The sequence below is a fragment of the Citricoccus sp. NPDC055426 genome (assembly GCF_040677445.1).
GTDB lineage: Bacteria > Actinomycetota > Actinomycetes > Actinomycetales > Micrococcaceae > Citricoccus.
Genome location: NZ_JBFARZ010000002.1, coordinates 100,730 through 122,513, shown reverse-complemented (window position 1 = coordinate 122,513; position 21,784 = coordinate 100,730). Strand labels below are relative to the sequence as shown.

The 21,784-nt window shown below is 71.3% G+C and carries 22 protein-coding genes; 21 read left to right on the top strand and 1 reads right to left on the bottom strand.

The window, feature by feature from the left end; genetic code table 11:
* Positions 1-36 precede the first annotated feature (36 nt).
* A complete protein-coding gene (locus tag AB0K08_RS04405) occupies positions 37-642 on the bottom strand; it encodes a TetR/AcrR family transcriptional regulator (RefSeq protein WP_363352078.1) in 606 nt (201 codons plus the stop codon).
* Between the two features lie 97 nt (positions 643-739).
* Here AB0K08_RS04405 and AB0K08_RS04400 point away from each other — a divergent pair, with 97 nt between their 5' ends.
* The 21 genes from AB0K08_RS04400 (at position 740) to AB0K08_RS04300 (ending at position 21,776) form a co-directional block, all read left to right on the top strand.
* A complete protein-coding gene (locus AB0K08_RS04400) occupies positions 740-1,942 on the top strand; it encodes an acyl-CoA dehydrogenase family protein (protein WP_363352076.1) in 1,203 nt (400 codons plus the stop codon).
* 130 nt (positions 1,943-2,072) lie between these two features.
* Positions 2,073-2,477: a DUF485 domain-containing protein gene (locus tag AB0K08_RS04395; RefSeq protein ID WP_363352074.1), complete on the top strand. Its 405-nt coding sequence runs from the start codon at positions 2,073-2,075 to the stop codon at positions 2,475-2,477.
* A gap of 74 nt (positions 2,478-2,551) precedes the next feature.
* A complete protein-coding gene (locus AB0K08_RS04390) occupies positions 2,552-4,111 on the top strand; it encodes a cation acetate symporter (protein ID WP_363352561.1) in 1,560 nt (519 codons plus the stop codon).
* A gap of 178 nt (positions 4,112-4,289) precedes the next feature.
* A complete protein-coding gene (dxr, locus tag AB0K08_RS04385; protein ID WP_363352560.1) occupies positions 4,290-5,528 on the top strand; it encodes a 1-deoxy-D-xylulose-5-phosphate reductoisomerase in 1,239 nt (412 codons plus the stop codon).
* A 2-nt stretch (positions 5,529-5,530) separates the two neighbouring features.
* Complete coding sequence (locus AB0K08_RS04380) at positions 5,531-6,892, top strand: site-2 protease family protein (RefSeq protein ID WP_363352072.1); 1,362 nt, start codon at positions 5,531-5,533, stop codon at positions 6,890-6,892.
* A 94-nt stretch (positions 6,893-6,986) separates the two neighbouring features.
* Positions 6,987-7,460 carry a hypothetical protein gene (locus tag AB0K08_RS04375; protein WP_363352070.1) on the top strand — a complete coding sequence of 158 codons (474 nt, stop codon included), beginning with the start codon at positions 6,987-6,989 and terminating at the stop codon, positions 7,458-7,460.
* Between the two features lie 18 nt (positions 7,461-7,478).
* Positions 7,479-7,793: a YciI family protein gene (locus tag AB0K08_RS04370; protein WP_363352068.1), complete on the top strand. Its 315-nt coding sequence runs from the start codon at positions 7,479-7,481 to the stop codon at positions 7,791-7,793.
* Between the two features lie 80 nt (positions 7,794-7,873).
* Positions 7,874-8,791, top strand: coding sequence for a hypothetical protein (locus tag AB0K08_RS04365; RefSeq protein ID WP_363352066.1), 918 nt, complete (start codon positions 7,874-7,876; stop codon positions 8,789-8,791).
* A gap of 65 nt (positions 8,792-8,856) precedes the next feature.
* A complete protein-coding gene (gene ispG / locus AB0K08_RS04360; protein WP_363352559.1) occupies positions 8,857-10,020 on the top strand; it encodes a flavodoxin-dependent (E)-4-hydroxy-3-methylbut-2-enyl-diphosphate synthase in 1,164 nt (387 codons plus the stop codon).
* On the top strand, positions 9,974-10,906 hold the full coding sequence (locus AB0K08_RS04355; protein ID WP_363352064.1) for a GNAT family N-acetyltransferase: 933 nt from the start codon (positions 9,974-9,976) through the stop codon (positions 10,904-10,906). The genes ispG and AB0K08_RS04355 overlap by 47 nt, the downstream gene beginning before the upstream one ends.
* A gap of 62 nt (positions 10,907-10,968) precedes the next feature.
* Positions 10,969-11,811, top strand: a complete 843-nt coding sequence (locus AB0K08_RS04350; protein ID WP_363352062.1) for a hypothetical protein — start codon at positions 10,969-10,971, stop codon at positions 11,809-11,811.
* A 73-nt stretch (positions 11,812-11,884) separates the two neighbouring features.
* A complete protein-coding gene (locus AB0K08_RS04345) occupies positions 11,885-13,663 on the top strand; it encodes a proline--tRNA ligase (protein WP_363352060.1) in 1,779 nt (592 codons plus the stop codon).
* 2 nt (positions 13,664-13,665) lie between these two features.
* Entirely contained in the window at positions 13,666-14,457 is a 792-nt protein-coding gene (locus tag AB0K08_RS04340; protein WP_363352058.1) for a TSUP family transporter, read from the top strand.
* A gap of 29 nt (positions 14,458-14,486) precedes the next feature.
* Positions 14,487-15,050 (top strand): ribosome assembly cofactor RimP, encoded by a 564-nt coding sequence (locus AB0K08_RS04335; RefSeq protein ID WP_363352055.1) that lies wholly within the window; start codon positions 14,487-14,489, stop codon positions 15,048-15,050.
* The gene (gene nusA, locus AB0K08_RS04330) at positions 15,051-16,019 is read left to right on the top strand and encodes a transcription termination factor NusA (protein ID WP_363352053.1); all 969 of its coding nucleotides are present in this window, start codon (positions 15,051-15,053) and stop codon (positions 16,017-16,019) included.
* 61 nt (positions 16,020-16,080) lie between these two features.
* Positions 16,081-16,392 (top strand): YlxR family protein, encoded by a 312-nt coding sequence (locus AB0K08_RS04325; protein WP_363352051.1) that lies wholly within the window; start codon positions 16,081-16,083, stop codon positions 16,390-16,392.
* A gap of 134 nt (positions 16,393-16,526) precedes the next feature.
* The gene (gene infB / locus AB0K08_RS04320; protein WP_363352049.1) at positions 16,527-19,418 is read left to right on the top strand and encodes a translation initiation factor IF-2; all 2,892 of its coding nucleotides are present in this window, start codon (positions 16,527-16,529) and stop codon (positions 19,416-19,418) included.
* 64 nt (positions 19,419-19,482) lie between these two features.
* Positions 19,483-19,947, top strand: coding sequence for a 30S ribosome-binding factor RbfA (rbfA, locus tag AB0K08_RS04315; protein WP_363352047.1), 465 nt, complete (start codon positions 19,483-19,485; stop codon positions 19,945-19,947).
* 77 nt (positions 19,948-20,024) lie between these two features.
* Positions 20,025-20,957, top strand: a complete 933-nt coding sequence (gene truB / locus AB0K08_RS04310) for a tRNA pseudouridine(55) synthase TruB (protein ID WP_363352558.1) — start codon at positions 20,025-20,027, stop codon at positions 20,955-20,957.
* Positions 20,954-21,313, top strand: a complete 360-nt coding sequence (locus AB0K08_RS04305) for a hypothetical protein (protein ID WP_363352045.1) — start codon at positions 20,954-20,956, stop codon at positions 21,311-21,313. The genes truB and AB0K08_RS04305 overlap by 4 nt, the downstream gene beginning before the upstream one ends.
* 52 nt (positions 21,314-21,365) lie before the next feature.
* Positions 21,366-21,776 (top strand): hypothetical protein, encoded by a 411-nt coding sequence (locus tag AB0K08_RS04300; protein ID WP_363352557.1) that lies wholly within the window; start codon positions 21,366-21,368, stop codon positions 21,774-21,776.
* The last annotated feature ends 8 nt before the right edge of the window (positions 21,777-21,784 follow it).

The following is a 21,784-nucleotide window of genomic DNA, read 5'->3' as shown; positions in this document are numbered from 1 at the left end:
TCGTCACGGTGTGGCCATCACACTGTACGTGGAATCCTAACCGTCCCGCGGACCGGCCAGCAGGGCGGAGACCGCCATCTGCTCCAACAGGGCGCCGCGGCCGGCCTGTTCAGCGGGGGAGCGGCGGACCGAGTGGGGGGTGGAGTTCAGGAGCCCGAACGCCGCCTGCGCGCGGAAGACGGCCGTGGCCCGGTCCTCGCCCGGGTGCACCCGGAGCAGCTGGTCGGCCCAGAGGTCGATGTACGCCCGCTGCAGCCGGATCACCTCGGCGCGGTCCGCCGGCTGGAGGTGCCGGATCTCCCGGTCCTGCACGGCGATGACGTCCCGGTGGGCCACCGCGAAGTCGGCCTGGAACCGGACCAGGGCGGTGAGGATCCCGGTGGCCGGCTCGTCCCGAGCCACCACCCGGCGCGCCCCGGTGAGCAGGTCGTCGCTGACCTGGAGGAGGAGCTCGCCGAGCACGGCGTCCTTGCCCGGGAAGTGGCGGTAAACGCCGGGGCCGCTGATGCCGCAGGCGGCCCCGAGGTCCTCCAGCCGGACGGAGGTGAACCCCCGCTCGGCGAAGAGCCGTGCGGCGGCCCGCAGCAGGGATTGGCGGCGGTCCGCCTTGGCGGCGGCCCGAGTGGTCTGTTCGGTGGTCATGGCGTCCTGGGGCGTGCTGGTGGACAACGGGCGGTGGAGGTGAATACGATCACAGCATAGCTTCAGTTAATCAGTATTTACTCAGATGGGACACACCATGAGCACCACGCATCACTCCGCCCCGGGTGGCGGGCGCACGGCCGGCCCCGAGCTGGACGAGGACTACCGGGACCTGGTGGCCACGGTCCGGGAGTTCGCCGACGAGGTGGTGGCGCCGGTCTCCGCGGAGCTGGACGCCCGCCACGAGTTCCCCTATGAGATCACCCGGCAGATGGGTGAGATGGGCCTGTTCGGCCTGCCCTTCCCGGAGGAGTACGGCGGCATGGGCGGGGACTACTTCGCGTTGGCCCTGGCCCTGGAGGAGCTGGGCCGGGTGAACCAGTCCGTGGCCATCACGCTGGAGGCCGGGGTGTCACTCGGCGCGATGCCGATCTACCGCTTCGGCACCGAGGAGCAGAAGGACCGCTGGCTTCCGGACCTGGTGACCGCGAAGGCCCTGGCCGGCTTCGGGCTGACCGAGCCCAACGGGGGCTCGGACGCCGGTGGCACCCAGACCACCGCCACCCTGGCGGACGGCACCTGGACCCTCAACGGGGCCAAGGAGTTCATCACCAACTCCGGGACGGACATCACCCGCCTCGTCACGGTGACCGCCGTGACCGGCACCCGTCCGGGCCGGGACGGCGCGCCGGGCAAGGAGATCTCCACCCTCCTGGTGCCCTCGGACACCCCCGGGTTCACGGTGGGCGGGGCCTACGACAAGATGGGGTGGAACTCCTCGGACACCCACCCGCTGTTCTTCGACGGCGCCCAGGTCCCCGAGGCCAACCTGCTGGGGGAGCGTGGCCGGGGTTACGCGAACTTCCTCTCGATCCTGGACGAGGGCCGGATCGCCATCGCCGCCCTGTCCACCGGGGCGGCCCAGGGCTGCGTGGACGAGTCGATCGCCTATGCGCAGAGGCGCACCGCCTTCGGCCAGGCCATCGGCAAGAACCAGGCCGTCTCCTTCAAGATCGCCCGCATGCAGGCCCGCGCGCACACGGCCCGGCTGGCCTACTACGAGGCGGCGGCCAAGATGCTCGCGGGACAGCCCTTCAAGACCGAGGCGGCCATCGCCAAGCTGGTCGCCGGGGAGGCGGCCATGGACAACGCCCGCGACGCCACGCAGGTGTTCGGCGGCTACGGGTTCATGAACGAGTCCCTGGTGGCGCGTCACTACCGTGATTCGAAGATCCTGGAGATCGGCGAGGGCACCACCGAGGTCCAGCTGATGCTGATCGCGCGCTCACTGGGTCTCTGAGGCCCGGAGCGGACCACACCCCTGCGGAGAATTTTCGGCCGCAGGGGTGTGAGGCGGGTCACTATCCCCTTAGGATGAGCGGGTCATACTCACCGGTAGCTATCCGGTGTCACACCGACAGGGGGATTACGTGTCATCAACACCACATCCAGACCTGGCCGAGAACGGCCACGTCGATTTCCAGGCCGTCCAGGCCACGGACCAGTTCCAGGGGTTACGCAGGACGCATCGCAGCTTCGTGTTCCCGTGGACCGTGGTCTTCATCGTCTGGTACTTCCTCTACGTGATACTCGCGGCCTACGCGCCGGGATTCATGTCCATCAAGGTCATCGGCAACATCAACCTGGGTCTGCTCATCGGCCTGCTGCAGTTCGTCTCCACCTTCGTCATCACGGGGCTCTACGTGGCCTTCGCCAACAGGAAGCTGGATCCACAGGCCACGGCCATCCGTGAAGAGCTCGAGGCCCTGGACCCGAGCATCGCCAGCCAGAGCCTCTCCGGCTCCGGTGAACCGACCGACGGAGGCCAGAAGTGAACGTCCTCTCCCTGCCGACCCCCGTCCTGGCCGCCACCGCCGAGGGCACCAACGTCGGTGAGCCGTGGCTGAACATGCTCATCTTCGGCCTGTTCGTGGCGGTGACCCTCATCATCGTCCTGCGGGCCTCCAAGAACACCAAGACCGCCGCCGACTACTACGCGGGCGGCCGCTCCTTCTCCGGGACCCAGAACGGCACGGCGATCGCCGGGGACTACCTCTCAGCGGCGTCCTTCCTGGGGATCGTGGGGGCCATCGCCATCAACGGCTATGACGGCTTCCTCTACTCGATCGGCTTCCTGGTGGCCTGGCTGGTGGCGCTGCTGCTCGTGGCCGAGCTGCTGCGCAACACGGGCAAGTTCACGATGGCGGACGTGCTGTCCTTCCGGCTGCGCCAGCGCCCCGTGCGCATCGCGGCCGCCCTGGCGACCCTCATGGTCTGCCTCTTCTACCTCCTGGCCCAGATGGCCGGGGCCGGGGCCCTGGTCTCCCTGCTGCTGGGCATCGACTCCCGGGCCGGCCAGTCCGTGGTCATCGCGATCGTCGGTGCGCTGATGATCCTCTACGTGCTGATCGGCGGGATGAAGGGCACCACCTGGGTCCAGATCATCAAGGCCTGCCTGTTGATCGCCGGCACCTTCGTCATGACCATCTGGGTCCTGGCCCTGTTCGGCTTCAACCTCTCCGCCCTGCTGGGCGCGGCGGTGGACACCGCCGGCGGCAACGAGGCCCTGCTCAACCCGGGCCTGCAGTACGGCATCAGCGAGATCACCAAGCTCGACTTCCTGTCCCTGGGGCTGGCCCTGGTGCTCGGCACCGCCGGCCTGCCGCACGTGCTGATGCGGTTCTACACGGTGCCCACGGCCAAGGAGGCCCGCAAGTCCGTGGTCTGGGCGATCGTGCTCATCGGCGCCTTCTACCTGTTCACCCTGGTGCTCGGCTACGGCGCGGGCGCACTCATCGGCCCGGAGCGGATCGAGAGCGCACCGGGCGGGGTGAACTCGGCGGCGCCGCTGCTGGCCTTCGAACTCGGCGGACCGCTGCTGCTGGGCCTGATCTCGGCCGTGGCCTTCGCCACGATCCTCGCCGTGGTGGCGGGGCTGACGATCACCGCGGCGGCCTCGTTCGCGCACGACATCTTCGCCAACGTCATCGCCAAGGGAAAGACGTCCCCGGAGAAGGAGGTCAAGATCGCCCGGCGCACCGTGGTGGTGATCGGCGTGCTGGCCATCGTCGGCGGCATCGGCGCCCAGGGCCAGAATGTGGCCTTCCTGGTGGCGCTCGCCTTCGCGGTGGCGGCCTCGGCGAACCTGCCGACCATCCTCTACTCGCTGTTCTGGAAGGGCTTCACCACCCAGGGCGCCCTGTGGTCGATGTACGGCGGCCTCGGCGCGGCCATCGTGCTGATCGCCTTCTCCCCGGTGGTCTCCGGCACGGACACGTCCATGATCGTCGGCGCGGACTTCGCCTGGTTCCCGCTGAAGAACCCGGGCATCGTCTCTATCCCGCTGGCCTTCCTGCTCGGCTTCCTCGGCTCCAAGCTGGACCGGCGCACGGAGGACCGGTCCAAGCAGGCCGAGATGGAGGTGCGGTCCCTGACGGGCGCCGGCGCCGAGAAGGCGGTGGACCACTGACCCCACCCCACTCTCACTCGGCGGGCGGAACGCACCGGTGCGTTCCGCCCGCCGAGTGCTGTCCGGCGAGGTGCGGGGCCCGACCGGGGGCCTGTGAGTGGTGGAGAGGACTCCCAGCCGGTCCGGCCATAATGGACCGGTGACCTCCGAAGCGCCCCGCCAGACCGTTCCGTCCTTCCTGCCCGACGCCGGCCCCACCGAACCCCGCCGGGTCACCCTGATCGGTTCCACCGGTTCGATCGGGACCCAGGGCCTGGACGTCATCGCCGCCGCGCCGGACCGCTTCGAGGTCGCCGGCCTCGCCGGCGGCTCCAACACGGCGCTGCTGGCCCGCCAGGCCGTGGCCACCGGTGCCGGGGCCGTCGGCAGCGCCACGGCCACCGCGGACGAGCTGGCCGAGGCCATCGCCTCCGCCGCCCGCCGGGCCGGCGTCCGCGCGCCCAGCCCGGAGCTGTACTCCGGACCCACCGCGGCGGCCGAGGTTGCCGCCTGGGAGGGGGCCGACGTCGTGCTCAACGGGATCACCGGCTCCATCGGCCTGGCCCCGACCCTGGCGGCCCTGAACGCCGGCCACCTGCTGGCGCTGGCCAACAAGGAGTCGCTGATCGTGGGCGGGACCCTCGTGAAGCAGGCCGCCGCCCCCGGCCAGCTCGTGCCGGTCGACTCGGAGCACTCCGCCCTGGCCCAGGCCCTGCGCTCGGGCTCCGCCGCCGAGGTGCGCCGGCTGGTGCTCACCGCCTCCGGCGGTCCCTTCCGCGGCCGCAGCCGGGAGCAGCTGGCCACCGTCACCCCGGCCGAGGCCCTCGCCCACCCCACCTGGGACATGGGCCGGGTGGTCACCACCAACTCGGCCTCCATGGTGAACAAGGCCCTCGAGGTGATCGAGGCGCACCTGCTGTTCGACATCGACCTGGCGGACATCGACGTGGTGGTCCACCCCCAGTCGATCGTGCACTCCATGGTGGAGTTCACGGACGGCTCCACGATCGCCCAGGCCTCCCCGCCGAGCATGCGCCTGCCGATCGCCCTCGGGATCGGCTGGCCGCACCGGGTCCCCGGCGCCATCACCGGCTGCGACTGGACCCGGGCCGCCACTTGGAGCTTCGAACCCCTGGACGAGGAGGCGTTCGGCGCCGTCCGCCTGGCCAAGCAGGCGGCCCGGGCCTCCGACACCCACATGGCCGTCTACAACGCCGCCAACGAGGAGGCTGTGGAGGCCTTCCACGCCGGGCGGATCGGCTTCACGGACATCGTGGACACCGTGCGGGCCGCCGTGGAGCAGTACGACCCGGCCACCGTGCTGGGCGGGCAGGCCCTGAGCCCGGAGGCGCTCGCCGCCGCCGAGGACTGGGCCCGGACCACCGCGCGGGAACGCTGGGGCGCGGCACCCGCCGCCTGGCCGGCCGGAGGATTCTGAGCATGGAGGTCCTCTGGTTCATCATCGGCGTCATCGCCGTGGCCCTGGGCATCGCGCTCTCGATCGCCCTGCACGAGATCGGCCACCTGGTCCCCGCCAAGCTCTTCGGCGTGCGCGTCACCCAGTACATGGTCGGCTTCGGCCCCACGGTCTTCTCCCGGAGACGGGGGGAGACCGAGTACGGGGTGAAGGCCATCCCCCTGGGCGGTTACGTCTCCATGATCGGGATGTACCCGCCCGAGCACCCCGAGCAGGGGGAGCGGCCCCGCAACGCCAGCACCGGTCTGTTCCAGCAGATGGCCACCGACGCCCGCCAGATCTCCGCCGAGGAGCTCCAGCCGGGCGACGAGCGGCGCATGTTCATCTCCCTGCCGGTGTGGAAGCGGATCATCATCATGCTCGGTGGGCCGTTCATGAACCTGCTCATCGCCTTCGTGCTGACGGCCGTCCTCGTGACCTCCACGGGGGTGGCCACCCCCACGACCACCGTCTCCGAGGTCTTCCGGTGCGTGGTCCCCGCCGCCGTGCAACAGGAGCGGGCCGCCGCCGGCCAGGAGGGATCCGAGGCCTGCGAGCCCTCGGATCCGCCTGCGCCGGCCTACCAGGCAGGGCTGGAACCCGGGGACACCATCACCGCGTTCAACGGCCAGGCCGTGGACGGCTGGGACCCGCTCTCCGAGGCCATCCGCGAGCGCGCCGGCCAGGCCACCGCCATCGGCTGGGAACGGGACGGGGCCCAGATGACCGGCACCATCACCCCGCAGTTGACCGAACGGCCCGTGACGGACTCCAGCGGCCGGCCGACGACGAATCCGGACGGCAGCACCGTCACCCGGGAGGTCGGCTTCGTCGGCATGGGCTCCGAGGTGCAGAACATCCCCCAGCCCGTCACCGAGACCTTCCCCGTCATGGGACAGCAGCTGAAGGCGACCGCCGACGTGGTGGTGGTGCTGCCGGTGAAGCTGTGGGAGACCGCCGTCGCCGTCTTCGGCCCGGCCGAGCGCGACCCCAACGGGCCGATGTCCGTGGTCGGCGTGGGACGCATCGCGGGGGAGGCCGCGGCGCTGGAAGACGTCCCGATCCAGGACAAGGCCTCCCTGCTGCTCTCCCTGGTGGCCGGGGTCAACGTGGCCCTGATGGTGTTCAACCTCATCCCCCTGCTGCCGCTGGACGGCGGCCACGTGGCCGGCGCCCTGTGGGAGTCCATCCGCCGCGGCTGGGCCAAGCTCACCCGGCGGAAGGACCCCGGGGTCTTCGACATCGCCCGGCTGCTGCCGCTGACCTACGTGGTCGGCATCGCCCTGCTGGGCATGGGCGTGCTGCTGATCATCGCCGACATCGTGGAACCGATCCGCATCTTCTGACGGCCCCGGTCTCCTGAGGGCCCCGGGGCGCGGCGGGCCTTGTGGCACGGTCTGGGGACTGCCTACCGTGGGGTGGAAACCGAGGAGGTCCACCATGCCGTCCCACAGCGGCCGCGCCGGCGGCCCCCGTCGTCCGGCCCGTCCCCTCACCACCGGCCTGGCCGTCGCCGCCCTGCTGGCCGTTCCGGCCCTGGCGGGGTGTGAGGGGGCTTCGAGCGAGGGCAGCCTGGCGATCCTGGACGAGGAGCCGGCGGGTCCGGTCCCCGAGGAGGTCAACTCCTACGGCATCCTCGAGCCGGGCTCCGCGCGGCACCTGGGCACCGCCCACGGGGTCGACTACTACGTCGGCGAGGAGGCCGCGACCCGCGGCATCGTGTGCCTGGTGAGCGTTCCCAGGGACCCACCGGACGAGTCCGGGGGCGCAGCCTGCTCCACGGAGTCGCCCCGGATGATCGTGACCCTCGAGGACGTGAACGGCGAAGCCGCCCTCGTGGGGGACGACGCCGACACCGACGCCCTGCCCGGGGACGGCTGGAGCGAGGTGTCGCGCAACCTGTGGACCCGCTGACTGGCCTACGCTGGCACCATGGCCGAACCACAGAAGATCTTCGCCGTCCAGTACCACTACGTCCCGGGGCTCGCGGACCAGCGCGATGTCCACCGCGCCGCGCACCGCGAGTTCCTGGTCTCCCTCGGGCCGGCCATGGTGGCCGCCGGGGCCTACGTGGATGAGCCCGCCGCGGCCCTGCTGCTGGTGAAGTCCGATTCCTCCGGGGCCGTCCGGGACCTGTTGGACGGGGACCCGTTCAAACACCACGGGCTGATCGCCTCCACCGACGTCAACGAATGGTCGTGCGCGGTCGGTGACCGGGCCGCCGCGATCCGCGGGGACGAGGCCTGAGGATCGGACGCGCACCCCTGCATCGCCGTGACGTCCTGAGCCGCCGCCACCTGCTGACCGGGCTGACGGGGGCCGGCGCGGTGGCCGCACTGGCCGCCTGCACCCCCGGCCCGGGCGCCGGCGGGCCGTCCGGCTCGGGTGCGGGGCCGGCGTCGGGCACCGCCTCCGCCAGCCCCACGCCCAGCCCCACCCCGAAGCCGGTACCCGAGCTCCCCGGCGGCGGCACCACCCTGTTCCCGGGCCGCCGGATGGTGGCGCTGTACGGCACCCCCGGCACGGGCTCGCTCGGCCTGCTCGGGGAGCAGGACGTGGACGGGGCCCTGGCCCGCGCCGCCGACCTGGCCGCCCGGTACCAGCCGTTCAGCGAGGAGCCGGTGATCCCGGCCTTCGAGATCATCGCCACCGTGGCCAGCTCCGCCCCCGGGCCCACGGGGGACTACACCTCCTATGTGGAGGCGGAGCAGCTGGCGCGGTGGGTCGAGGCGGCCGGGCAGGCGGGCACCTACGTGGTGCTGGACCTGCAGCCCGGGACCGAGGACTTCACCACCCAGGCGCAGGCCTTCGAGGACCTGCTGACGCTGCCGCACGTGGGACTGGCCCTGGACCCCGAGTGGCGGCTGCAGCCCGGCCAGCGGCACATGGAGCAGATCGGCCAGGTCTCGGCGGCGGAGGTCAACGAGACCACCGCGTGGCTGGCCGGCCTCGTGGCCGAACACCGCCTGCCGGAGAAACTGGTCATCCTGCACCAGTTCCAGACCCGTATGATCCCGGACCGGGCCGCGGTGGCCGAACGCGAGGGACTGGCGCTCATGGTGCACGCGGACGGCAACGGCTCCGCGGAACAAAAGCTCGAGACGTGGCGTTCGCTGAAGAGGGACCTCCCGTCCGGGATGCGCCTGGGATGGAAGAACTTCATCGACGAGGACTCGCCGACCTTCACCCCGGAGCAGACCATGACGGAGGTCTCACCCCAGCCGTGGTTCGTCTCGTACCAGTAGACTGGGACCAGAGCAAGCCCTCCCCGAACCCCATCAGGAGTCCTGAATTGCCCGTCAGCCTTGGCATGCCCGCCGCACCACCGCCCGTCCTGGCCCCGCGCCGGAAGACGAGGCAGCTGCACGTCGGCAGGATCGGGGTGGGCTCGGACCACCAGGTCTCGGTCCAGACCATGACCACCACCAAGACGCATGACATCGGTGCCACGCTGCAGCAGATCGCCGAACTGACGGCCGCCGGCTGTGACATCGTGCGGGTGGCCTGCCCCACGGACAAGGACGCCGAGGCCCTGTCCGTCATCGCCAAGCAGTCCACCATCCCCGTCATCGCGGACATCCACTTCCAGCCGAAGTACGTCTTCGCGGCGATCGAGGCCGGCTGCGGCGCGGTGCGCGTGAACCCGGGCAACATCCGGAAGTTCGACGACCAGGTCAAGGAGATCGCCCGGGCGGCCTCGGACCACGGCACCTCCATCCGGATCGGCGTCAACGCGGGCTCGCTGCACCCGGACCTGCTGAAGAAGTACGGCAAGGCCACCCCGGAGGCGCTCGTGGAGTCCGCCGTCTGGGAGGCCTCCCTGTTCGAGGAGCACGGCTTCCGCGACTTCAAGATCTCCGTCAAGCACAACGACCCGGTGATCATGTCCCGCGCCTACGAGCTGCTGGCCGAGCGCGGCGACTGGCCCTTGCACCTCGGCGTGACTGAGGCCGGCCCCGCCTTCCAGGGCACCATCAAGTCAGCCACCGCCTTCGGCTACCTGCTGGGCCAGGGCATCGGGGACACCATCCGCGTCTCCCTGTCCGCCCCGCCCGTGGAGGAGGTCAAGGTCGGCCTGCAGATCCTGCAGTCCCTGAACCTGCGCGAGCGCAGGCTGGACATCGTCTCCTGCCCCTCCTGCGGGCGGGCCCAGGTGGACGTCTATTCGCTGGCCGATGAGGTCACCGAAGGCCTGAAGGACCTGACCGTCCCGCTGCGCGTGGCCGTCATGGGCTGCGTGGTCAACGGACCGGGTGAGGCCCGCGAGGCCGATCTCGGGGTGGCCTCCGGCAACGGCAAGGGCCAGATCTTCATCAAGGGTGAAGTGGTCAAGACGGTCCCGGAGGACCAGATCGTCGAGACGCTGCTGGCCGAGGCCCGCCGCATCGCCGCGGAGTCCGGACTCGAGGAAGGCGGGGAGGGCACTGATGGCCAGAATCCTGTCCAGGGCCCGCCCGTGGTCTCCGTCTCCTGACGATGCCGTCCGCCGGGCCACCGGCGGCGCCGTCCGCGTCCTGAGCCACGCCGACACCACGGCCCTCACCGCGCTGGCCGCCACCGACCCGGTGGCCAACTGCTTCGTGGAGTCCACGCTCGAGAAGGGGCGGGACGCGTCCCCGGTCCGCTCCGGAGGCTCCCTGTTCCTCGGGATCTCCGGCGCCGGCTCCCCGGCCACCATGGGCCGCCCCGGCGCCCTGGAGGCGGCCTGCTGGGTGGGGGCGAACGTGGTGCCCATCGGGGCCACCGCGGAGTCAGGGGCCCTGTTCGGGGTGGCGCTGGCCGCCCTGCACCGCCGCTTCGCCTCCGTCTACGGCCCCCGCGAGGCCGTCCTGCACCTGTGGAGGGAACTCTCCCGGGGTCCCCAACAGGCCCGTCAGATCCGCGACGACCAGCCGCTCATGGTGCTGCCCGGCGAGCCCGCGGTGGAGCCCTCGCCGCGGGTCAGGCCGGCCCGCCACGACGAGTTCTCCGCGGTGCTGCCCGCCTGCGTGGCCATGTTCGAGGAGGAGCTCGGGTTCTCCCCCCTGCAGAACGGGGCCGTGCAGTACCGGCTGCGGGTGGAGGACCTGATCCGCAACGGCTTCTCCCTGGTGGACTTCGACGCCTCCGGGCAGGTCCGCTTCAAGGCCGACCTGGGAGTGGTGTCCACCCAGTGCTCGCAGATCCAGGGCGTGTGGGTGGCGCCGGAGCACCGGGGCCGGGGACTGGCGGCTCCGGCGGTGGCCGCGGTGGCACAGCACGCCCGCGGCATCGCCCCCTGGGTGAGCCTCTACGTCAACAGCTTCAACACGGCCGCCCTGCGGACCTACCGGACCGTGGGGTTCGAACAGGTCGGCACCTTCGCCACGGTATTGCTCTAGCGGTGACCTATGCTTTTGAAAGCCAGACGGGAACACCGGCAGCAACCACGAGGGGACCAGACATGAACCGCCAGCACCGCAGACGCCGATCCTCCGCCCTCCCCGCGGTCGCCGGCCTCGGCGTGCTCACCCTCGCCCTGGCCGCATGCGGCGGGAACGACGGCGACGGCTCCGACGCCTCCTCCAGCGCGCCGGCCGCCAGCGAGACCGTCACGCCATCCGGCTCCGAGGAAGCCTCGGCCAGTGCCACACCCAGCGCGTCCGCTTCCGGCTCGGCGACGGCCGACGAGGCCGGGGACATCGAGGCGGCGCTGAAGGCGGTCCTCGGGGACGAGGCCCAGATCGTCTCCGGGGCGCAGCTCGAGGAGCTGCAGCAGTCCACCCAGGGCCTGGCCGAGGGGATCACCATCACCCCGGCCGAATGCGGCCCGGAGGGCCAGGTGGCCGCCACCGGCGAGCTGCCCGAAGGCACCGAGATGACCGGCGCCGTGGTGGTGGAGACCACCGAGACCGGCGGCGCCACCTCGGACATGCTCAGCGTGACCGGGTACCCGGATGCGGAGGCGGCCGCCGCCGGGATGGCCGCCTTCAACGACTTCGCGGAGGCCTGCCCCAGCTACACGCTCGAGATGGGCGAGGGCCTGACCGCGGAGGCCACCATGACGGTGGAGGACGTCGAGGCCGCCGGTGACGCGGCCCTGGCCGTCACCGTCGGAACCACCGTGTCCGTGGAGGGCGCCTCCCTGCCGGCGGGAGCCGGGAACAGCACGTCCACCACCGTCTACGTCCAGGACGGCGAGCGGCTGATCAGCTTCGCCGGCACCGCCGCCGGCGGCGGTGAGCCGCGGCCCGCAGCCGAGGGCGTGGAACTCATCGACGCCCTGCGCGCCGAGCTCGACGGCTAACACCCCCTCACCCTTCCGTACTGTCACGAACCAGCCCTCACGAACCACCCCCATTCTCGAACGGAGCCCCGACGTGCCCCTGCGCCTGTCCACCCTCTTCCTGCGCACCCTGCGTGACGATCCGGCCGACGCCGAGGTGGCCAGCCACAAGCTGCTCGTGCGCGCCGGGTACATCCGGCGCTCCGGTCCGGGCGCCTACACCTGGTTGCCGCTGGGCCTGCGGGTGAAGAACAGGGTCGAGGCGATCGTGCGCGAGGAGATGGACGCGATCGGCGGCCAGGAGGTCCAGTTCCCGGCCCTGCTGCCGAAGGAGCCCTACGAGGTCACCGGCCGCTGGGAGGACTACGGCGACTCCCTGTTCCGGGTGACGGACCGCAAGGGTGCCGACTTCCTACTGGCCCCCACCCATGAGGAGATGTTCACCCTCCTGGTCAAGGACCACTACTCCTCCTACAAGGACCTGCCGGCGTACCTGTACCAGATCCAGACCAAGTACCGGGACGAGGCCCGTCCCCGGGCCGGCCTGCTGCGCGTGCGCGAGTTCATCATGAAGGACTCCTACTCCTTCACGGTGGACGACGCCGGCCTGGACCAGGCCTACGCCGACCACCGCGAGGCGTACCTGAAGATCTTCGCCCGGCTCGGCCTGGACGTCGTCCCCGTGCAGGCCCAGGCGGGTGCCATGGGCGGCTCGCAGTCCGAGGAATTCCTGCATCCCTCGCCGATCGGCGAGGACACGTTCGTGGAGTCCGACGCCGGCTACCGCGCCAACGTCGAGGCCGTCACCACGGTGCCCCCGGCCCCCCTGGACGAGGCGGCGATGGCCGCCCTGCCGGCCGCCGAGGTCAAGGACACCCCGGACTCCACCACCATCGCCGCCCTCGTGGACGTCGCCAACCAGCTGGCGCCGCGCGGCGACGGCGGCCCGTGGGCGGCCGCGGACACCCTCAAGTGCGTGGTGCTCACGGCCGTGCTGGACGGCAACGAGCGGCGCCAGTTCATCGTGGCGGTGCCCGGCGACCGGGACGTGGACCTCAAACGGCTCGAGGCCGGCATCGGCGCCCTGCTCGAGGTGGCCGGTGAGCCCGGCGTGGAGCAGGCCTCTGAAGCCGACCTCGCGAAGCACCCCTCCCTCGTCAAGGGCTACATCGGCCCGGGCAACAGCTCCGGGTTGCCGCTCTTCGTGGACCCGCGGATCGCCGCGGGCACCTCCTGGATCACCGGCGCCAACGCACCGCAGCAGCACGTCTTCGGTCTCGTGGCCGGCCGCGACTTCTCCTGGGACGGGGTCATCGAGGCCACCGAGGTCCGCGACGGCGATCCCGCACCGGACGGCTCCGGCCCGCTGCACACCCGCCGCGGGATCGAGATGGGCCACATCTTCCAGCTCGGGCGCAAGTACGCCGAGGCCCTCGACCTGAAGGTCCTCAACGAGAACGGCAAGCAGGTGGTGGTGACCATGGGCTCCTATGGTATCGGCGTCACCCGCGCCGTGGCGGCCCTGGCCGAATCGCACCACGACGAGAAGGGCCTGGTCTGGCCCCGGGCGGTCGCACCGGCCGATGTCCACGTGGTGGCCACCGGCAAGGGGGAGGAGATCTTCGCCGCCGCCGAGCAGCTCGTGGCCGAACTCGAGTCCCAGTCCCTGACGGTCCTCTACGACGACCGGAAGAAGGTCTCCGCCGGCGTGAAGTTCTCGGACGTCGAACTGATCGGCATCCCCACCTCCGTGGTGGTGGGCCGCGGCCTCGCGGACGGCGTCGTCGAGGTCAAGGACCGCGAGACCGGCGAGGCCGTGGACGTCCCCGTGGACGCCGCGGCCGAGACGGTCGCACGCATCGCCCGGGGCTAGCCGTGCTGACCGGCCTGGAGGAGATCACCCTCGCCACCCTGGCCATGGTGGTCCTGGCAGGACTCACGGCCGGCTGGATCGACGCCGTGGTGGGCGGGGGAGGGCTGCTGCAGCTGCCCGTGCTGCTGATGGTCCCCGGGATCACCCCGGTCCAGGCGCTGGCCACCAACAAGCTGGGGTCCGTCTTCGGGACCACCACGAGCGCCATCACCTACTACCGGCGCGTGCACCCCGACCTGTCCACAGCCCTGCCGATGGCTGTGGTCGCCCTGGTGGGCAGCTTCGGCGGGGCCATCGTGGCGACCCTGCTGCCGGCCGAGGTCATCAGGCCCGTCATCGTCGCGGCGCTGATCGGCGTGGCCGTCTTCACCGCCGCCCGGCCGCAGCTGGGCCGGGACTCGGGGCTGCGCTACACCGGCCGGCGCCACCTGGCGGTCGCCCTGGTCATCGGTCTGGTGATCGGCTTCTACGACGGCGTCCTCGGTCCGGGCACCGGCACGTTCCTGGTGATCTCCCTCGTGGCGGTCCTGGGCTACACCTTCCTGCAGGGCTCCGCGAAGGCCAAGATCGTGAACCTGGCCACGAACCTGGGGGCCATCGCGTTCTTCCTGCCCTCCGGCCACATCCTGATCGGACTGGGCCTCGTCCTCGGTGTGGCCAACATGGTCGGCGGCTACCTCGGGGCGCGGATGGCCATCCAGCGTGGCTCCGGCTTCATCCGGATCGTGTTCCTCGTGGTGGTGTTCGTCCTGATCGCCAAACTCGGCTACGACCTGATCAGTGAATGGGCGTGAACGGGCCTGAATGGGATTGAATGGACCCCATGGACACATCCCCTGATGCCACCGGCCTGCACGAACTGGTCGCCCCCGCCGTCAACGCCCTCGGGCTGCACCTGGAATCCGCCACCGTGGGCGGCGAACCCGAGCAGCGGGTCCTGACGGTCGTCGTGGACCGCGCCGAGGGCACCGCCGGGCTGGACCTGGACGAACTGGCCGAGGCCACCCGGGCCGTCTCCGCCGCGCTGGACGCCGCGGGGGAGGAGCTGCCCGGTCTGGGCACCGAGCCGTATCAGCTCGAGATCTCGACGCCGGGGGTCTCCCGCCCGCTCACCGAACCACGCCATTGGCGACGGAACGTGGGGCGCCTGGTCACGGTCGGGCTCCTGGGGGAGGCCGGCCCCGCGCTGACCGGACGGATCCAGGCCGCGGACGAGGCCGGCGTCGTGCTCATCCCGGTGCGGCCGGGGGCCAAGAAGGGGATGCCGGCGAAGGTGGGCGAGCCGGAACGGCACGACTACGACCGTCTGGGACCGGCCCAGGTGCAGGTAGAGTTGACCCGCGGCGGCGCCGGTGCCGCCACCGGAGAACTGAACACGGAGGTCTGAGTGGACATCGATATGAGCGCCCTGCGGATGCTGGAGGCCGAGCGCGAGATCCCTCTGGACCGCCTCATCCCCACCATCGAACAGGCCCTGGTGGTCGCCTACCACAAGTCACCCGGGGCCCTGTCCCGAGCCCGTGCGGAGATCGACCGCAAGTCGGGGCACGTGACCATCTGGGCCACCGAGACCGACGAGGCCGGCGCGGCCGTCGGCGAGTTCGACGACACGCCGCAGGGCTTCGGCCGCATCGCGGCATCCACCGCCCGGCAGATCATCCTCCAGCGCCTGCGGGACGCGGAGGACGACAACATCCTGGGCGAGTTCAAGGGCCGCGAGGGTGAGATCATCTCCGGGCTCATCCAGCAGGGCAACAACCCGCACATGATCCAGGTGAACCTGGGCACGGTGGAGGCCGTGCTGCCGCCGCCGGAGCAGGTCCCCGGCGAGGACTACTCCCACGGGCTGCGGGTGCGCGCCTATGTGGTGGACGTGCACCGCGGGCTCAAGGGCCCCTCGATCACCCTCTCCCGGTCCCACCCCGGGCTGGTCCGCAAGCTCTTCGAGCTGGAGGTGCCCGAGATCGCGGACGGGTCGGTGGAGATCCTGGCCCTGGCCCGCGAGGCCGGACACCGCACCAAGATGGCGGTGAAGGCCACGAAGGCCGGCATCAACGCCAAGGGCGCCTGCATCGGGGAGATGGGCTCCCGCGTCCGCGCGGTCATGAGCGAGCTGAACGACGAGAAGATCGACATCGTCGACTTCAACGAGGACCCGGCGAAGTTCATCTCCTCCGCGCTGTCCCCGGCGCGCGTCAGCTCGGTCGAGATCGTGGACGAGGCCACCCGTTCGGCCCGCGTGGTGGTCCCGCGGGATGTGCTCTCGCTCGCGATCGGCAAGGAGGGCCAGAACGCCCGCCTGGCGGCCAAGCTGACCGGCTGGCGCATCGATATCGCCGGCGGGGACGCCGGCTGAGAGGGACTGGGGTAGACTGGGTGAGGTCCATTTCCCTCTCCTGATGTAAGCAGGCGTGTTCATGCAGGCACACACCCCGGTGCGCACCTGCATCGGATGCCGGGGGAAAGAGGACCACACCAAGCTGGTGCGGCTGGTGTTGGACGGGGTCACGGGTTCGGAATCCGTGCTTCCTGACTGGCGCCGCCGCATGCCGGGCCGAGGGGCCTGGCTCCATCCGGACGATGCTTGCCTGCAGGCGGCCCTGAGACGGGGTGCGTTCAACCGGGCCTTCCGAGGCCGCGTGGATGCGACCTCCCTGGCCGGGCTGCTGGCGGCACACCCGGAGGCATCGGCGCTGAAGACCGACAACGAAAGCGGGTCAGAGATCTGATGGAAACCCGATGAGCACCACACGATGAGTGCCCAACGATGAACACCACCCGTCATTACGGTCCGCTTGACACGGCCCGAGGGAGCCGCTGAGGCTCCCCTTGAGGCCACGACGCGGACCAGAACAGGAGAACCGTGGCCAAGGTCCGCGTCCACGAGCTCGCCAAAGAGCTCGGCATTTCATCCAAGGAGGCCCTGAACAAGCTTCAGGACATGGGCGAATTCGTCCGCTCCGCCTCCTCGACCATCGAACCACCGGTGGTCAAGAAGCTGCGTTCCGCCTATGCGGACGCCGCCCCGAAGGCACCCGCCAAGCCGGCGGCAGGGTCCGCGCCGAAGCCCGCGTCCGCGCCGGCCTCCGCGAAGCCCGCCACGCCGGCCCCGGCGAAGCCGGGCGCCCAGCCTGCCGCGCCGGCCGCTGAGCAGCCGGCAGCACCGGCTGCCCCCGCGGCGCCGAAGGCACCCACCCCGGGCCCGGCCACCCCTGCTCCCGCGCCGTCTCCGGCCGCTGCGCAGGACAGCCCTGCCCCGGCCGCCCCGGCCAAGGACAGCCCGGCACAGAGCAGCCCTGCGCAGGACACCCCGGCCCGCCCCGCCGCGGCGAGCCCGGCAGCGCCGACGCCGGGGGCCCCGTCCCGCCCGGCCGCACCCAAGCCGGGTGGCACCAAGCCGTCCGCCCCGCGGCCCGGCAACAACCCCTTCACGTCCAAGCAGTCCGCCCCCCGGTCGGACGAGCGCGGCGGCGAACGCCCCGGCGGCCCGCGTCCCGGTGGGCCCCGCCCCGGTGGCCCTCGCCCCGGCAACAACCCGTTCGCGCCCAAGCAGGGCATGCGCTCGGGTCGTCCCGATGCCGGTGAGCGTGCCGGCGGCCCCCGCCCCGGCGCTCCGCGTCCGGCGGGTGCGGGTGCCGGTGCCGGCGCACCCCGCCCGGGTGGCGCACGTCCCAGCCCGAACATGATGCCGGGCCACATCAACAAGCCGCAGCCGGCGTCCGCCCGTCCGGGCGGCGGCGGCCGTGGCCGTCCCGGCGGCGCACCCGGCGGCGGTCCCGGTGGTCCGCCCCGCGGCGGTGGTCGCGGTGGCCGCGGCGGCACCCAGGGTGCGTTCGGCCGTGGTGGCGGCCCGCGGGGCAAGCAGCGCAAGTCGAAGCGCGCGAAGCGCCAGGAGATGGAGCAGTCGCGTACCCGCGAGATCGGGGGCGTCCGCGTCCCGCGTGGTGACGGCGAGACCGTCATCCGCCTGCGTCGCGGCTCCTCCCTGTCCGATCTGGGCGAGAAGATCAATGCGGATGCCGCCTCGCTGGTGACCGTGTTGTTCCAGCTCGGTGAGATGGCCAACGCCAACCAGTCCCTGGACGAGGAGACCTTCAAGGTGCTCGGCGAGGAGCTCGGCTACCGGATCGAGATCGTCTCCCCGGAGGACGAGGACCGGGAGCTGTTGGAGGGCTTCGACATCGACCTCGACGCCGAGGAGGAGGCCGAGACCGCCGAGGACCTCGAGAAGCGCCCGGCGGTGGTCACCGTCATGGGTCACGTGGACCACGGCAAGACCCGCCTGCTGGATGCCATCCGCTCCACGAAGGTGATCGAGGGCGAGGCCGGCGGCATCACCCAGCACATCGGTGCCTATCAGGTGGACTTCAAGCACGGTGAGGATGACCGCAGCCTGACCTTCATCGATACCCCGGGTCACGAGGCGTTCACCGCCATGCGTGCCCGTGGTGCCAAGGTCACGGACATCGCCGTGCTCGTGGTCGCCGCCGACGACGGCGTCATGCCGCAGACGGTGGAGGCGTTGAACCACGCCAAGGCGGCCGACGTGCCGATCGTGGTGGCGGTCAACAAGATCGACAAGCCCGAGTCCTCCCCGGAGAAGATCCGTGGCCAGCTCGCCGAGTACGGTGTCGTGCCGGAGGAATACGGCGGCGACACGATGTTCGTGGACGTCTCCGCCCGGAACAACCTCAACATCGATGAGCTGCTCTCGGCCGTCCTGCTCACCGCGGATGCCGCCCTGGAGCTCACCGCCAACCCGAACAAGGGTGCCCGTGGTGTGGCCATCGAGGCGAACCTGGACAAGGGCCGCGGTGCCGTGGTGACGGTGCTCGTGCAGTCCGGCACCCTGCGCGTCGGGGACACCATGGTGGTGGGCAACGCCCACGGCCGTGTCCGGGCGATGTTCGACGACGACGGCACCACCGTGACCGAGGCGCCGCCGTCGCGTCCGGTCCAGGTGCTGGGCCTGTCCTCGGTGCCGCGTGCCGGCGACACCTTCCTGGTGACCGAGGACGACCGCACCGCCCGCCAGATCGCCGAGAAGCGTGAGGCGGCGGACCGCAACGCCATGCTGGCCAAGCGCCGCAAGCGGATCTCCCTGGAGAACTTCGACCAGGCCGTGGCCGAGGGCAAGATCGACACCCTCAACCTCATCATCAAGGGCGACGCCTCCGGCGCCGTGGAGGCCCTCGAGGACTCCCTGCTCGAGGTCCAGGTCGGGGACGACGTCCAGCTGCGCGTCATCCACCGCGGGGTGGGTGCCATCACGCAGAACGACGTCAACCTGGCCACCGTGGACAACGCCATCATCATCGGCTTCAACGTCCGTCCGGCCGAGCGCGTCACCGACCTCGCCGACAAGGAGGGCGTGGACATGCGCTTCTACTCGGTGATCTATGACGCGATCGATGACATCGAGAGCGCGCTGAAGGGCATGCTCAAGCCGGAGTACGAGGAGGTCCAGCTGGGCTCCGCGGAGGTCCGCGAGGTCTTCCGGTCCTCCAAGTGGGGCAGCATCGCCGGTTCGCTGGTCCGGTCCGGGCTCATCCGCCGCAACTCCTCCGCCCGCCTCGTGCGGGACGGCAACGTGGTGGCGGACAAGCTCAAGATCGAGTCCCTGCGCCGGTTCAAGGACGATGCCACCGAGGTCCGCGAGGGCTACGAGTGCGGTATCGGCCTGGGCAGCTTCAACGACGTCAAGGAAGGCGACATCATCGAGACCTTCGAGATGCAGGAGAAGCCGCGCGTCTGAGCTGACGCCGTGGTCCGCATGCCGTCACAACGAGAGTCACAACGAGTAGGAGAGGACTGAGCCCATGGTGGATCAGGCACGCGCGGCCCGGTTGGCCCAACGGATCAAGGTCCTGGTCGCCGAGGCCCTGCGCAAGCGGGTCAAGGACGAACGGGCCGAGGCCATCACCCTCACCGAGGTGCGGGTCACCAACGACCTGCAGCACGCCACCGTGTACTACACGGTGCTCGGCGATGCCGCGGCGTCGGAGGCGGCGCGGGAGGTCCTGGCGGCGAACCACGGTGCCCTGCGGCACGAGGTGGGCCGTCAGCTGACCATCCGGCTCGTCCCGACCCTGGAGTTCGTGGCGGACGAGGTCCCCGAGTCGGCCGCGCACCTCGAGGAGGTGCTCGCGCAGGCCCGGGAACGGGACGCCGAGCTGGCGCGGTTGCGTGAGAACGCCACCTTCGCCGGGGACGCGGACCCCTACAAGAAGGCCGGCGAGGACGGCGACGCCGGCCCGGACGGGAACGAGGACACGGCCCGTTGAGCAGGACCTCCCAGCGGGGACCGAGCCGGGAGCTGCCCCCGGGCGCTCCCGGCACGCAGGCCTCCGGCCTGGTGCTCGTGGACAAGCCGGCCGGCGTGACCTCCCATGATGTCGTCGGGAAGGTGCGCCGGCTGGCCGGTACCCGCAAGGTCGGCCACGCCGGCACCCTCGACCCGATGGCCACCGGGCTGCTGGTCATCGGGTTCAACAAGGCGACCCGGCTGCTGACCGCCATCACGGGGGCCGACAAGACCTATCTGGCGACCATCCGGCTCGGGGTCGCCACCGTGACGGACGACGCCGAGGGCGAGGTCGTCCAGACCCGCCTGGCCAACGCCGTCACCGAGGAGCGGGTGGCCGCTGCCGTCGCCGGCCTCACGGGGGACATCCAGCAGGTCCCCTCGGCGGTCTCCGCCATCAAGGTGGACGGGCAGCGGGCCTACCAGCGGGTGCGGGCCGGCGAGGACGTCCAGCTGGCCGCCCGGCCGGTCACCGTGCACCGCTTCGAGGTCACCGGCTACCGCCGGGCCGCGGACGGCACCACGGTGGACGTGGACGTCGAGGTCGACTGCACCACCGGGACCTACATCAGGGCCCTGGCCCGGGACCTGGGGGAGGCGCTGGAGACCGGCGGCCACCTGACCGCGCTGCGGCGCACCGTGGTCGGGCCCTTCTCCGTGGCCGAGGCCGCGACCCTCGAGGACCTGGCCGTCCGGTTCACCGCCACCGAGCTCTCGGCGGCAGCCGCCGGGCTGTTCCCCGTGCGCCGGCTGACGGGGCACGAGGCCTCCGAGCTGTCCTTCGGCCGGAGGATCCCCGCCACCGGCACCGACGGCCTGGTGGCCGCGCAGGACCCGGCCGGGGCCGTCGTCGCGCTCATCTCCGACCAGGCCCGCAAGGGCCAGTCCCCGGCGCAGGAGGTCTCCGCGAAACCCGAGATCGTCTTCGCGCCCGCCACCGCTCCCGCCAGCACCACCGCCACGACCCCCGGAACGGATGGCGCGCCATGATCACCGATGCCTGGTTCTGGGTGGGCACCACGATCTGCGCGGCCTCGCTGCTGGTGTGCGTCGCCATGACCTTCCTGCGCCGGCATCCGGCCGACTCCGCCATCCTCTCGCTCGCAGCCGTCGAGCTGTTCCTGCTGGTCTACGGCGCCGGCTCACTGCTGCGCGGGTCAGCGGAGCCCATCCAGGGCGAGGTGTGGGAGTTCTGGGGCTATGTGATCACGGCGCTGATCGTGCCCGTCGTGGCCTTCCTCTGGGCCGTGACGGACAAGACCCGCTGGTCCAACCTCGTGATGGCGGCGGTGGGCCCCACCGTGTTCGTGATGTTGCACAGGATGCAGGTGATCTGGTTTGGCTGATGAGTCCTCCACCCCCTTGAAGCGCAACCAGGGCCTCGGCCGCATCCTGGTCATGGTCTATGCGGTCTTCGCGCTGTCCTCCTTCGCCCGGTCGATCTACCAGATCCTGGTGCACTTCGAGGAGGCGCCGCTGGCCTATCTGCTCTCGGGGTTCGCCGCCGCGGTCTACATCGTGGCCACGCTGTCCCTGGCGCGGGCGGGGCGGACCGCCTGGTTCGTCTCCCTCGTGGCGGTCGGCATCGAGCTGCTCGGCGTGATCGCCATCGGCCTCTGGACGGTGCTGGACCCGCAGCTGTTCGCCGATGACACGGTCTGGAGCCGCTTCGGCGCCGGATACGGCTACATCCCGCTGGTGCTGCCGGTCATCGGCATGGCCTGGCTGCTGGTGCACCGGCCCGTGGACGCCCGCGAGTCCGTGCCGGGCGACGGCCCGGACCGGGCCCCGGTGCAGCCGCAGCCGTGATGGGGTGG